The following is a 13,585-nucleotide window of genomic DNA, read 5'->3' on the forward strand; positions in this document are numbered from 1 at the left end:
ATAAAAAAGGGTGGGGGGTGGGGAAAAGACACGAAAATATTTCATGATTCTCGGATTTTTGTTGTACCTTTGCATGACGAAATTTCATCGAAAAAAAATTCATTTAATTTTTGTTTTGTTTAGAAAGGTTCGCTGTGAAGCGAGCCTTCCTTTTTTGATAGCCCCCTTTACAGGAAGGCTATCAATCCTTTTTGCTCGGCAACCTGAGCTAATGCCTGAGACTCCGCCTCGGCTTTCTTAGCGCGGGGCTTGCGCTGCTTCTTTGGCTTTGCCTCTGTCTGAGCTTCCTGCTCAGCAGGCTTCTCAGCCTCAGATGCTACTTTTTCCTTAGCGATTTCCGCTGAGAGAGCCTTGAGGGATGCATCCTCGATATGGAATCCTGTCTGCTTCTTTAAGAGAAAAGCGAAACGCATGGCCTTATAGGGACTCTTGCAGTATGCCTGACCTTGTTCTTCACCTGTGATGGCCACCATCCATACATTGTTCTCACTCTTGTTAGACTTCACTTCTGTAACGATAATAACTTTTGCTTCCATAATACTAATTTCTTTAATTGTTTATACTCTATTTTGTGATACTTATTTATGCTGCCTTATAGACTTCGATGAATGTAATATCTGCCATCAGATCATTGGCCATGCTCTCTGCTATCTCTGTGGCTTTAGCGAATGTGTCCGCTTCTACCTCATACTCATAGTACTCGCCATCCTCACAATTGACAACTACACTGTAGATATTGCCTACATAATAGCGCTTGCTGTATAACCTGCTGTGGGTGAAAACTGATGTTTGTACATTCTGTGTCATAATTCTTATTTTTTAAATTGTTTGACTTCTTGTTAATTTAGCTCCGAGGAGCTTTTGTAATTTTTACGTGCAATGAAGAGCAGCAAGAGGAAAGTGCGTAAATGCAAGGAATTACCAGCAAAAATCATGGAATACCCCATTTTCTTTAGGCTCTGACGTAAAGAAGAAAATGCGGAAGGCTGCTGTGATTTATGTGCAGGAATCGGGAACCTTAGAGACCAGTACTTGCAGGGCACGGGCTTGCGCTAAATTTGCAAAGGAAAAATAAGTAAAGGGCCTATAGGTAGCTAAAAGGAGAAGTCCAACAAGCATGGAGAATGGTAATGACACAGAATTCGCAAACATTCACCTGCAGCGGGTACAGTAAGCGCTCTATTCGCCTCTACCTTGTTCGGCAATATCCAGGGTGTACCTCTTTTGATTGTGATGGCCACCTCTTTTGTATGAGGTATGTTGCGGACTACCAATTTATGGCCACAGATAGCTGAACGGCGGGCACTACCTATTTAGGCAGATTACACATCGATGTCGGCAGCAAAAGAAATCACGAAGGAGTATGGCAATAGAAATGACGTGGAAGCAAATGACCTCTTTCGCAAAGTGAAGTCCATCAAGAGTGAGCTAACAATGGACGGTGACATCCTGGTACTTGAAGAACGTCAGGCGTACAATGAGGCCCATCAGAGCCATGCATACCTTTTGAATATGAAGCAGACGGAACTAAAAAAGAGACAGCGGACCTCACGGCTCGCCGTCTCAGATTTTTGGGTAATATAAAAGCATTTGCTATTATTCAGCGTCCAGAAGCCTGGCAGGAATTTCAAAGACAGAGTCCAATGATAAGTCCGCAAACGTTCACGCCATTAGCAAAAGTGTAGAGTCTCACGACTCATAGTCTCATATAGTCGGCAAAAACGATACAACCTCGCGAGAATGAGGGGTACGTTATATTTTACCAATTCGGTGGCAATACGATATTGTCCACCTCATGTGCTTTTTCGAATAGGGGCGAGATGTCTTCGTCCGTGAAGCCAGCGATGCCGCAGCCGATGCGGGTGACGAGGAAGGTGAGGGCAGGGTGCTGTTTGGCGAACTCTATGAACTCGTCCACATAGGGACGGATAGTATCTACGCCACCCTGCATGGTGGGGATAGCATAACTCTGTCCCTGCAGACCGACACCTTGCCCCATAATGGCGCCGAAGTGGCGGTATGCAACGTAGGCTGCACCTCCGCCATGCATTCCGCGAAGGTTTGAGCCGAAGACGAAAATCTCGTTGGGCTGGAGCGAGGTGATACGCTCTGGAGTAGTACGTTTCTGCTGCATAATATCTGTCATTCTTAGTCTTCTGAATTCCGTAGCTCCTGCACATGGTGCTGCCTCCTCCATCATAGTCTCGCCAACGATAGCGAAGTCCGGCATAATCTCAGGCATATCGAGGTCCATGTCGAAGTTCTCGCGGAAGTATGGTACAATGATGTCTTCCTTGATTTTCTTGTATTTCTGTGAAATGGCTGCAGGAGTCATTCTCATCTGGGCGGCAACATCCTTTGATTTGTAGCCCTGCAGGAGTATCATATCAATGATAAGGCGCTCCTGTCGGCCCATAGGAACATGGTCACAGACATCTTGTACCATGTGGTTGAACTGCAGACGAAGGTCGCTCGTGACATCGAACGACTGGAGATAGTCCTCAAAGGTGATGCTGCCGTATTCCTTGCGGTACCATTTCAGCGCATCGAGGACTATAAAGCGGAATCCGTTGATGAGCCATGTTTTCAGAGAAACGCTGGGCGAATGGTCCTCCAGAGGTTTCCATTCATGCTCCATCAAGTAGATAATATACTGATGAGCGAGCGAAAGGAAGTCCAGATTTTGTTTCTCATGAAGCTGATACCGCTGGTCGAAAATATAATAGCCTACCTCACAATATCCGTAGAAATAATCACGGATAATGTCAGCGTCGCCTTGGCGGAAGCCCTTTAGAATCTCCTTATCTGATAGTCGTCTGTAGGTCATATTATAGTTTTATGGTGCGAATATACGAAAAAAAATGTGATACCACTTAATTTTTTCCGAAAATCTTCTTTAAAGTGATAAAGACATGTCGAAATAGTATTCACCTTTAAAACATTACAACTATGACAGATTTGATTCCAACGAGAGTTCACAACTTGATTATTGTTGACGAGAGCGGTTCCATGGAGTGCATCCGCAAGCAGGCCTTTACTGGCATGAACGAAACCCTGCAGACTGTCCGCATGATGCAGAAGAAGTATCCCAATCAGATTCAGTATGTCACGCTGATTACCTTTGACAGCGACCACACTAAGCTGCACTATGACAATACGCTTGCCGACAAGACCAAGGATTTGAAGTGGAAGGCATACAATCCTTGCGCTGCCACGCCGCTTTACGATGCTATCGGAAAAGGCGTTTCCAAGGTTAATGCCCAGGTAGAAGATGGCGATCACGTCCTTGTCACCATCATTACCGATGGCTATGAGAACTGCAGCGAGGAATGGACGCTGAAGATGGTCCGTACCCTCATCGAGAAGCTGAAGAAGCAGAACTGGACCTTTACGCTCATTGGTACCGACAACCTCGATGTCGAGGAGATGGCTCATTCCTTTGCCATTGAGGAGCACATGGAATTCACACAGGATGCTGAAGGTACCAAGGAGATGTTTGCCCGAGAACGCAGGAGTAGAGAACGCTATAACTGCTGCGTGGCTGAAGCTGCACCGATGCCCAAGGGAAAGTTCTTCGAGGAAGAGGGTAACTAAAAGAAAGGAGCGGCTGCACTATTAGTGGCCGCTCCAACTTCTTCTAAACGTAACCGATTCCTTTAGCTCTTCGTCTGCTTTCCCTGAGACGTTCGATATCTTGGGCAGTAGTCTCTTCTGAAACCAACAGGCCTGGCGGTGTGAGGTCGCCGAACTTCGTCTCAAAGAAATCACAACCTGCTTCATTGTTCGAACAGATGAATGAGCGGTATTTTGTGCCGTTGGACGATACTCCGTCCTTAACGGCGACCATCTTTCCTTCCAGACATTTCGGACATAGGTGGGAACCAACCTCGAGTTTTACTAGGAATTCAGAAATGAAAGGAGAAGGCTTTCGCTCGTCATAAAGAACATACATTCGCTTCTTGGCGCGAGTCATGGCCACGTAGAACAGACGTCGCTCTTCAGCGAATGGATATTGTTCGCTTCGACTTAGAACGAAATCAAGAATTGGGTCGTCCTCAATGAGAGAGGGGAATCCGTAGGCACCCTGATTGCAATTGATAAGTATGACATGGTCAGCTTCCAGTCCCTTTGCAGAATGGACGGATAGGAAGAATACCTCACGACCAGCAATCTTGATTTTGATACGATTATCAGAATGATCAATCTTTCCTGTGAATCCGACTGACATTGCATCATAATTGTATCGACCCATCAGAAGAACACTATCATCTTTAGGAAGACTGGCAATGATTTCCTCTACTTTCTCCTTAACACCATTGTCTTCTGAGGAGCATTTGGCGAAGTTCAGGTAAGTCTTCATCGAGTCGCCCTCAGGAGTCTTTATCGTCTTCTTCTTTTGTGCAGGGTTCTTCATAACGAACTCAGAGGAGCGGGCAATCATTGGCTGATGGAAACGATAGGTAGTCTCAATCTTACAAACCTCAGTATAACCGAAGAACTTCTCAAAGTCATAGAACAGCGCCATGTCACTTCCTGCGAAACGGAAGATAGACTGCCAGTCGTCACCGACACAGTAGAGCTTGGTCTTGGGATGCTCAGATCTGAGGGCTTGAAGCAGCTTATAGCGGTCAACGGATATATCCTGGAACTCGTCGACAAGGATATAGTCGTATTGCTTCCAGAGTCCTTCACGACAAATGGAAGTAGCCTGTATGATGGCATCAGTAAAGTCAATCTCGAAATTGCGCTTTAGCTCTTTCTCGTAATTCTCATAGAAGGGCTTGACTATATGGTAAAGTACATAATAGTTGCGCTTCTTTTCGAGTGACTGCATTTTTCCCTCTCTGGGCGTAACCGTCTCAAGCAGACCTTCAATCGTCTTTTCATTAGCCTTCATCAAGGTAACGAATGACAGAAGAAGCGTGAAGACTGTCTTCTCCAATTGGCGGTTGCGCTTGACAAGCATATCATATAGCTCCTTATCAGTACGACGCTTGATGGGAACACCATATCGAACCAACTGGTCTTCCAGCTTTTTCTCAATGGTACCATCATGGAAATCCGCACTTGTCGTCTCTAAAAGGATTGTTCCGTTCATCCTATGAGTCATGCGTTTCCATTCAATACCATCAATATACCGCTTGTTTGCGGCTCTCCAACCACCTTTTGTTCCTTCTCCGAACCATCTTGGAACCTGACCGTAGAAATCAATTGCGAAATGCTCTAGATAGATACGCTGCCATTGACCTTGACCGTCTTTGAAGTAGATGGTGAAATCCGGCTTGTACTGGCGACGTTCGGGAGTCCTGGTGTTGATTGGATAAGCACATTCATAACGGAAGAGAACACCTAACTTCGTAAGGATGGAACAAAGGCGCTTTTCCTCCTCGCTTCTGGTAAAGATGATTTTACCGTCGACATCAGGGAACAAGGCCTGAATACCATATTTCTTGCGGTCTTCGAAATAGGTAAAAGCATCGGTGTAGTCATGCTCCAGCTTCATTAAAGACTGGAGATTGATAATATAATTGTCAACGGCTTTAAGGAAGTAGTCGTCTTCAAGAATCAGCTTCCTGAAAATATTGAGAGGCACGTCCGCATCACATATTGATGGAGCCATTCCTGTAGTATCAGCAATGATACGATATGCCAGACTGTGAAATGTGCCACTGCTGATACCGTCGATTTTCATACGCTCAGCCAGCTCATTTGCAGCTTTCTTGGTATATGTCAGAAGCAGAATCTTTGAAGGGTCGATATTCTGTTTCTCAACCAGATACTTAGCCTTGCCGACGATGGTAGAGGTCTTTCCACTACCGGCACTGGCAATAACTAGGCAGTTGTCCTCGAGCTTCACGATGGAGTCACGCTGCTGCGGGTCGAGTGGATACTTACCCAGAACATGGTCAAAATACAATCTGTTCGAGTTTAATTCGCGTTCGACAAAATCCTGATTATGCTTGGTACGCTCTAATTCTATTGTAGAATAGAGTGCGGGTAAAGTTTTTGTTGATTCATCCGTAACATAATCAACGTATTTTGGAAGAACAAGGTCAATCTTTTCTTTTTCTCGTTCATACAGTCTTTGCCATTCCTCCATTTCAGAATAAGTGAAATATCGGGATGGGTTAAACAAAGCCTGATAAGAATCAGTCAACTTTGTCGATATCCCCTTCAAATATTCTATTGCATCTATGATGCTATTATTCTCGGACTTTTTCTCTTGAAGGTCTGTTATATAGTCCTTGAATTTAGAAATACCTGATTCAATGAAAACAAATTCATCAAAGTATTTGTGACCTTCAAGGACGGTAATTTCAGATAGGAGATTCTGATGCTTTGCGTTCAATAAGGCTAACTCTTCCTCCTCAACCCTATGAGTAGGGAGGAAGAATGTTTCCAATTCATTTAATGCTTCGGAAATTCTGCCGCTAAGAGCATCAACTGAATTTCTGAAATCAGCTTTTCCTTTCTTTATGACAATCCATCTTGTCACAAAGAAAGCGAGGGCAATTCCTATAACTATCAGTATAGGAATCGAATAGCCCGAGATACGATCCAGTATAGCTTGACCAGAATCGGCATAACAAGATGCCGATGTCATTACCAGACAAGGTAAAAGTGTGTATTTCTTAAAACTTTTCAACTCTTCAGTTACTATAGATTATTATTCGCTTACATGAACATTCAGAGCGTAAACCCTTGCAGCATCCTTCATGATATCGTAATGATCAAAAGCCAAGTGCGGTATATCTGTAAGCGGGAACCATTCAGCTTTGGCTGCGTCGTCCTGCCCTTTAACTTCCGCTGGTGACTCGATGATGGCGAGGTATGCAACAGTTATGGTTCGTCCTCTTGGGTCACGGTCTACCTTAGAGTAAGCACCAATCTGACGAACGGTGGTCACTTTCAGGCCAGTCTCTTCCTCCAACTCTCGAATTGCGCATTGCTCTGTCGTCTCATCCATATTCATGAATCCGCCAGGGAATGCCCATGCACCTTTGTAAGGGTCGGCACCTCTCTGAATCAGCAGCACCTTTGGGAGTGGTTCGTTAGTCATTACCACACAGTCAGCTGTGACTGCAGGACGTGGGTATTTGTAGGTATATTCCATTATCGTTTCTTTTTATTATTGGGTATGAACATTCCACCGAAGAAGAACACGATGAATAAGGCTGCAAGGAATCCCATCCATCCTCCGAATATTGTTCCAAAGGCTATCAAGAACAGGGCTAATCCTATCAGTATCCAGTCGTATAAATCGAGCTTCTTCATGGTTTACTTTTCTTTAATAGATTCGTAAAACTGAGCTATAACCTCCTTCATCTCTGCAGGGAGATATTCCTGAATTTCTTGCTTCATAGGCTTGGGTATGCCCCAGATGGCTTCGGCGATACTGCCAACGATGGCACCCAGTGTGTCTGCGTCGGCGCCCAGTGATACGGCCTTACGAACCGCATCCTCAAAACCATCGCTGATGCCGATAATCCAGAGCGCGACAGGAACTGTGCCCTGGCATGTTTCATCGAATCGGTTGATAACATCAGCCTTCCTAATGTTGATGTCATAGCCGGAGAACTGGACACATTCATCGAGAATCTCGTCAATATGCTCTGGTGCTTGCTCTTCATGTTGCAAAGCCTTGAAGATGGCCAGAGCAACAGTCTGAGCACCTTTGATTCCTTCATCATGATTATGGGAGGGTAGGGCGGTGGCAGCTGCAGCATCAAGAACCTCGTCGACGTTGTCGTGCCAATGAGCTACTGGAGATACGCGCATTGCAGAGCCGTTGCCAAAGCTGTTGTATGGCTGAGGGTTGTCGCTATGAACCCACTGGGCAAAACGTCCGCCATATCCTCCCTTCGGATTAGGATAGCGGCGGCACCAGTCATGGATGCTTTCACCGAACTCGCGTTCATGTAGTAAAGCATCGGCGACAGCGACGGTGCAGATGGTGTCATCGGTGAAGCCGTTCTCCTCTGACAGCCATTCGAAATTGTAGTCGTTCGTAGGATTGAACTCCCAGCGACTACCAACGATATCTCCAATTAATGCTCCTAACATATCAGTTCTTTTTAGTCCTTATAATAATTATAGATAGTCTGCTCTGTAATCAGGGAAATCTTTTTTCAAAACTGCATTTATGGCGTTAACTTCCTTTATACAAGAGTGTTCTTTAGGAACATAAAGAATTTCTGTAGCACCTTTCTCATATAATAGAACCACACGTATTAGTGAGGTGGAAAAAAATGTTTCTTTGTCCTTATCTGGAATATTAATAAAAAAATTACCTACCTCAATGCATTCATTTTTAAAGATTGGTTCTTCTGACACTATTCCTATTCGAATACTTTGTGAGTCCATTTTCGTCAATGTACAAACTTTAGAAGATTCGTTTACTCTAGCTAAACTAATGTTATCAATGGGAGCTTTGGTAAAAATATAGACATTGATTTTGTAAAGACTAGCAACCCCTCTGCTATTATTCTGTACAAAGGCTCTAAAAAACAATTCCTTTCGTTCTGATGCTGGCTGTATTTCATAAAAAAGATCAGCACCCATTAATCTCAATAAGGGTGCAGTGAAACGATGAAAGCAGTCACGAACTTCATCGCTATGCATAATTTCAGAGGAGAAATTACCTCTTCTATAATACCTTTTATCATCTGCCATATGAGGGGCGTCATCACTTCTGGGAATCTTAACAATGTATATTGACTTTGTTGCTTTTTTATTGAGTCTTATGGGATATATTGTAAGCCCCTCAATTTTCGGTTGGATGAGGTTTATCTTTTGTTCAAGCCATTCCTTTGAAAATTTGCTATCGATTATTGGGGCATAATAACTTGGCTTGTGAGTATTTTTGTCTTCACCTACACCATAAATAATAATGCCACCATCCGAGTTCGCAAATGATGACACATCCTTTGTTATTTCAGGAATCTTATCTGGGGATAACGCAGCTCCATCTTTGTAGTCAAGATGCCTGTTTTCTTCGACTTCTAACTCGATAAAGTCATTTAAGTCTTCTATACAATATCCTTTTCTTTCGTAAAAATCCATTTCTTTTATACAATCTACTATGTATTCATTTTTCGTTTCAGAATACTTACAAATTATTTAAAATCAAAGGTGATAGAAACACTCCTATTATTAACGACGTCATCTATCGCTTTGTCTAAAAGAATTTTGATTTTATTTGCTGCTTTATCTAGTTCATATATTCCAGCACATTTAGTAAAAATATCATCTTTTTCAATAAAATTAGTAAGATTGAAATTTAATTTGTCGTAATCCTGTGAATTGTAATATAATGATGCAATTTCTTTCTGTACAGAATCAGGGAATAGTGGTGTTTCTATCATATGAAAATAAGAAGGTGCACAATGACCGCCAGAACCTCCAACCCCAATGTAATCTATCATCCCTTTTTCACGCCAGAACGCCAAGAAACATCTAACAAAAATACTTTCAACTAAGTTCTTATTCTTGTTTATTATTCTTATGCCGTGATAATTGGTTGCAACATTATGACTTTCGTCTACAACAACAAATGTTCTTCCTTTGCCGAATCCTTCTCCTCCAAAAATAATATCTCCTTTCTCGATTGTTTTCAATTTTGTAGGGGTACCGATATAAGTAGATTTCTCTACATATCCATATTGATGAATGTTTGTTGGTAGTACTAGTTCATAGAAGCCTTTAATATAAACTTCACTATCTATTCTTGACTTTAGAAACTTATTTTCAAGGGAAGTTCCTCTGCTATAAGTGAAACCTCTTTCGATTAGATTTTTTGAACCATATACATAGTTTTTTACCATCCAATTCCAAAAAGAGAAATCCTCGTTGTATAATCCTGTATCTAGCCTTCCGAAATTTTGTATTTCATTAAAATTCGGAAGATTATAAATAAATGAGCCATCATTCTGATTATTACGTAATTCTTCTTCGATTTTTCTAATTATTTCTTTGTGTTTCCTTTTTATCTGACTATATTTCTTAATGTATGCTTTTGCTAACATAGAGATATATTCTATTACTTGATTGTCAGAAGGAACTGGAATAATCACTTTATCCATGGCGTTACTATCAAGCCTAGGATACATACCGCGATTTTGAAATCCAAGAATTTGTTCTACGAAGAATTCTGTTCTTAGAATCGCATAAAGATACTCTTTTGTTATTCGTTTGTCAATGATATCTCTTATTATTAATATTGCGGGTGAGCAGCAATGGTTTTCATATTCATCTGTAATTATACCAATGCCACCACGATATGTTCTTACTGTTGATATGAGAATATCTCCTTTTTTGCATTTCTTTGGACTATCTGAAGGTAAATTAAAACCAAAAAAAGTGTTACTTTCAATAGAACCACAGTTTACGTTAATATCACCTATTTCAGAGTATGTATATTGCTTTTTTCTTTCTGGACGTATTTTCTTCTTACTCTCTTTACATACAGATGATAATGGCTTGTACAAAGTATTGTCATCTGGTAAAAATCGTGAGTATTTTGATGGAGCAAATACAAAACCATTCTTTTCACATTCATGAAAAGATATAGATTTAGGAACACCAATATATTTATATGCCATTTTATTTTTCTTTTATGAATAAATCTTGCAAACTCTTCTCTTGCTGAAGACACCATTGACGGAAATCCTTGATTGTCTGTGTGAAATCCTCATCAAGAACAGGATTTCCTTCACTGTCAATTTCCGTTTCAAAAGTATCATAATTTATTTTAAAAGAAGGAGAGAAGTATTTTACACGCTTACTTGTTTTTACTTCATATCCGACCTTTTTGATATCCCTTATAAAAATTTCATAATTCTGTTCTTTGAGACGGTTAAGTTCTGCATTTGACGGTTTATATGCAACGATTATAGTTGTGTTCACACCTGTTTCGGCAAAGACATTGGCCGGCATGTCAAATAATGCAACGATTCGCATCTTTTCCATAAGCCATTGTCTTGCAACGCGATGTGAGTCAATACTTGCAATTGAATTGGACAGAACAATACCCATTCTACCATTCTCTGCTAATATGCGATAGGCGTTCTCAAGAAATACTATTCCCAAATCAATCTTGTTAGCCTCTTTTGCTTTTGTCTTCTTTTTCTTTGTTTCATTAGTTTCTTCTCTTTGGCCATATAACTTCCAAAGTTCGTAGCACTTAATAACATCTAAATCTTTTTGATCTTTAGGAGTATAAGCACGATCTTCTCCGAAAGGAGGATTAGTTAAAACAACATCAAATTTTTTGATTTTGTTTGTGTCTGGGCGTTTTTCCCAATCACCATTTTGGTTCATTGATGGTATCAGCTGTATAGGCTCACCTGTACTTCCAAATTTTGTAAGTAGAGAACCGTATCCGTCTGTCTGAGCTATAATCTTTGCATTTCCATCTCCATTTAACAGCATATTGAGGGTGGCCAACATCACCATTTGGTCATCAATATCCATACCAAAAATATTCTTGTCATCTAATTTGCTGTTTGAATTGACATATGAAACGGATAAGAAGTCTGCAATTCCAACTGTTGGGTCAATCACTGTTTCGCCATTTCTTGGATTAACAATGTCCACCAGAAATTCTATGAGAGGAAGTGGTGTGACAAACTGGGCATTTTGATCCTTAGAAAACTGTCCAGCAAACTTGTAGAATACTAATTGATACAAATCTGTTTTCTGAGAATTTACAAATGAATAATCTTGAAACTGTTTAACAACTTCAATCAGTATACGAACGAGTTTTTCGTCTTTAATGTTAAACAAATCACCCTGTAGTATACGGTAATATGTTCCACTTGCTTCTTCTTTTAATTTACTTATACGATTAAGAAAAGTCTGAATTCCACTATCTGCTAATGTGTTAAAGGACCTTTCTTCGGGCTTTACATAAAAATCTAGATATCTTGTGGGTTGCTTCTCATTACGCTTTTCATCATATATCTTCAAAGATAAAATCTGAACTAAAACTTCAAATCCCTTTTGATTTACCATTCCTAATTTGTCCATCGTTCTAAGAATTGCGGACATGGCATCATTAATTTGTGTTGATTGTATACCCGAAATAATATCAAGATCATTTATAGAACGTATAGAATAATCTGTTTCTTTTGCATTTGCCCAATTAACTATACGTTCATAACTTGGAATATTTCTATAAGGATCTGGTAAATTTAAGGATAGATCTTTTAGACCACTCTTTTCTCCCTTAACGTTATATTCATCACTATAACGCAGATATTTACCATTATACTTGCGGAATAGATACAGTCTTTCTGTGTCATACAATACTCCTAAGCAAAAATCAGCTTCGCTTTCTTTCATGTATGCTTTTAGCTGTTTATCCCATACTTCTGTTACGTTTTTATTGTCTTCTTTCTTGAATTCAATAGCAACAATTAAATGTTTTCTTAACCAATCCAAACTTTCAGAATTATTGTTCTGATGATAATCTTTGTATTTATCATACCACGAAGATTCTGAAAAAATGGCGGCATCAATTATAATATCCGACGAACTTTTATTACCCTTTGGAAATCTTATTTCAGTACCTATAAGGTCTTTTGGAAACAATCCTGAATTTACGATACTATATAAGAATTGCCACTTGTAATACTGTTCATTGTGAGAACCATCTTTTTTCAAAAAAGATGTTGTTTTGTTTAGTGTCAAATGTTCAGGAAGAAAACAAACGTATTCTTGAGCTCTCTTATACTTTGAATCAAATATGATTTTTGCTTCACTATATTTCATAATCTATTTATAAACAATATTCTAACAATACAAGATAATTACAATTATACTATTCTTTTTCTTTTTCCAATCTAATATTCCACAACGTCTTGCCTTTATAACTGAAATATTTTGGGCCTTGGTAGGCTTCGCTTTTATTATGCATTTTTTCAGGCAGGTATGTGCCGCAGAACGCAGATAAACTCCAAAGACGCCCATCGTATTCTACCTTATTTTTGCCAGCTACCTTAACTGGCAAATGTAGAGCATCAAAGATAATCTCATCGCCAACTGTTAGACCAACCATCGAAAAATCGAAAGGTGGACGCTGCTCTTTCTTTTGGTCTACCTGTTTGATGACTACCTCCATAACTGGATATACTTGATGGGGTTCTCCATTCTCATACTTCATTACTACGGCATCAGGTGATAATTGAGCAAGGTCGAGCATAATTTCCAAAGCTAGAGACGGTTCAAGATTAAAGAACTCTCTGTTTTGACGGATGCGTCTGTCTGTTAGACGGTCTATCTGCTTATGGATGGCTTTTTCTGCTTCACTGTACTTTTCTGTCTGCATTGTTGCATATATATCGAAAGGCAAAGGTACAGCAGTATTGTCTAGCTCCTTGCTCCTCACGTCCACGGGGCGAGAGCTCTTGCCTATCTTAACCCAATCTTCTCTAAAGCTCGGATTGGTCAGAATGTATACATAACCAGTTTCCTTGGTAGCCATGTTATTTATAATACAGAAACTCCCTGACAGTGTCTCGACTGGCGACCAAACCTTTTAATACACTGAAAGGGAGTAACTATTATTTCTCTATGTTGTTAAGGC

12 protein-coding genes are annotated in these 13,585 nt (G+C 40.6%); 1 reads left to right on the top strand and 11 read right to left on the bottom strand.

What is annotated here, in order from left to right:
• Positions 1 to 167 precede the first annotated feature (167 nt).
• The 3 genes from L6468_RS05960 to L6468_RS05970 all read right to left on the bottom strand — a co-directional run bounded on the left by L6468_RS05960 (position 168) and on the right by L6468_RS05970 (position 2,134).
• Positions 168 to 536, bottom strand: coding sequence for a hypothetical protein (locus L6468_RS05960; protein ID WP_237796413.1), 369 nt, complete (start codon positions 534 to 536; stop codon positions 168 to 170).
• Between the two features lie 46 nt (positions 537 to 582).
• On the bottom strand, positions 583 to 807 hold the full coding sequence (locus L6468_RS05965) for a hypothetical protein (protein WP_237796415.1): 225 nt from the start codon (positions 805 to 807) through the stop codon (positions 583 to 585).
• A 952-nt stretch (positions 808 to 1,759) separates the two neighbouring features.
• Positions 1,760 to 2,134, bottom strand: a complete 375-nt coding sequence (locus L6468_RS05970; protein ID WP_237796650.1) for an A1S_2505 family phage non-structural protein — start codon at positions 2,132 to 2,134, stop codon at positions 1,760 to 1,762.
• 815 nt (positions 2,135 to 2,949) lie between these two features.
• Here L6468_RS05970 and L6468_RS05975 point away from each other — a divergent pair.
• A complete protein-coding gene (locus tag L6468_RS05975) occupies positions 2,950 to 3,594 on the top strand; it encodes a vWA domain-containing protein (protein ID WP_237796417.1) in 645 nt (214 codons plus the stop codon).
• A 43-nt stretch (positions 3,595 to 3,637) separates the two neighbouring features.
• Here L6468_RS05975 and L6468_RS05980 read toward each other — a convergent pair whose 3' ends face one another.
• From L6468_RS05980 to L6468_RS06015, 8 genes are all read right to left on the bottom strand, one after another.
• Entirely contained in the window at positions 3,638 to 5,917 is a 2,280-nt protein-coding gene (locus tag L6468_RS05980) for a UvrD-helicase domain-containing protein (protein WP_237796426.1), read from the bottom strand.
• Positions 5,918 to 6,667: 750 nt separating this feature from the next.
• Entirely contained in the window at positions 6,668 to 7,114 is a 447-nt protein-coding gene (locus L6468_RS05985; RefSeq protein WP_237796428.1) for an NUDIX domain-containing protein, read from the bottom strand.
• The gene (locus tag L6468_RS05990; protein ID WP_237796430.1) at positions 7,114 to 7,275 is read right to left on the bottom strand and encodes a hypothetical protein; all 162 of its coding nucleotides are present in this window, start codon (positions 7,273 to 7,275) and stop codon (positions 7,114 to 7,116) included. The genes L6468_RS05985 and L6468_RS05990 overlap by 1 nt, the downstream gene beginning before the upstream one ends.
• A gap of 3 nt (positions 7,276 to 7,278) precedes the next feature.
• Positions 7,279 to 8,064: an ADP-ribosylglycohydrolase family protein gene (locus tag L6468_RS05995; RefSeq protein WP_237796438.1), complete on the bottom strand. Its 786-nt coding sequence runs from the start codon at positions 8,062 to 8,064 to the stop codon at positions 7,279 to 7,281.
• Between the two features lie 27 nt (positions 8,065 to 8,091).
• A complete protein-coding gene (locus L6468_RS06000) occupies positions 8,092 to 9,063 on the bottom strand; it encodes an AlbA family DNA-binding domain-containing protein (RefSeq protein ID WP_237796445.1) in 972 nt (323 codons plus the stop codon).
• Between the two features lie 53 nt (positions 9,064 to 9,116).
• Complete coding sequence (locus L6468_RS06005; RefSeq protein WP_237796446.1) at positions 9,117 to 10,601, bottom strand: restriction endonuclease subunit S domain-containing protein; 1,485 nt, start codon at positions 10,599 to 10,601, stop codon at positions 9,117 to 9,119.
• A 1-nt stretch (position 10,602) separates the two neighbouring features.
• Positions 10,603 to 12,771: an HsdM family class I SAM-dependent methyltransferase gene (locus L6468_RS06010; protein ID WP_237796454.1), complete on the bottom strand. Its 2,169-nt coding sequence runs from the start codon at positions 12,769 to 12,771 to the stop codon at positions 10,603 to 10,605.
• A gap of 49 nt (positions 12,772 to 12,820) precedes the next feature.
• Positions 12,821 to 13,483, bottom strand: coding sequence for a GIY-YIG nuclease family protein (locus L6468_RS06015; protein ID WP_237796456.1), 663 nt, complete (start codon positions 13,481 to 13,483; stop codon positions 12,821 to 12,823).
• Between the last annotated feature and the right edge of the window lie 102 nt (positions 13,484 to 13,585).

This window comes from Prevotella communis (assembly GCF_022024115.1).
In the GTDB taxonomy this organism is placed as follows: domain Bacteria; phylum Bacteroidota; class Bacteroidia; order Bacteroidales; family Bacteroidaceae; genus Prevotella; species Prevotella communis.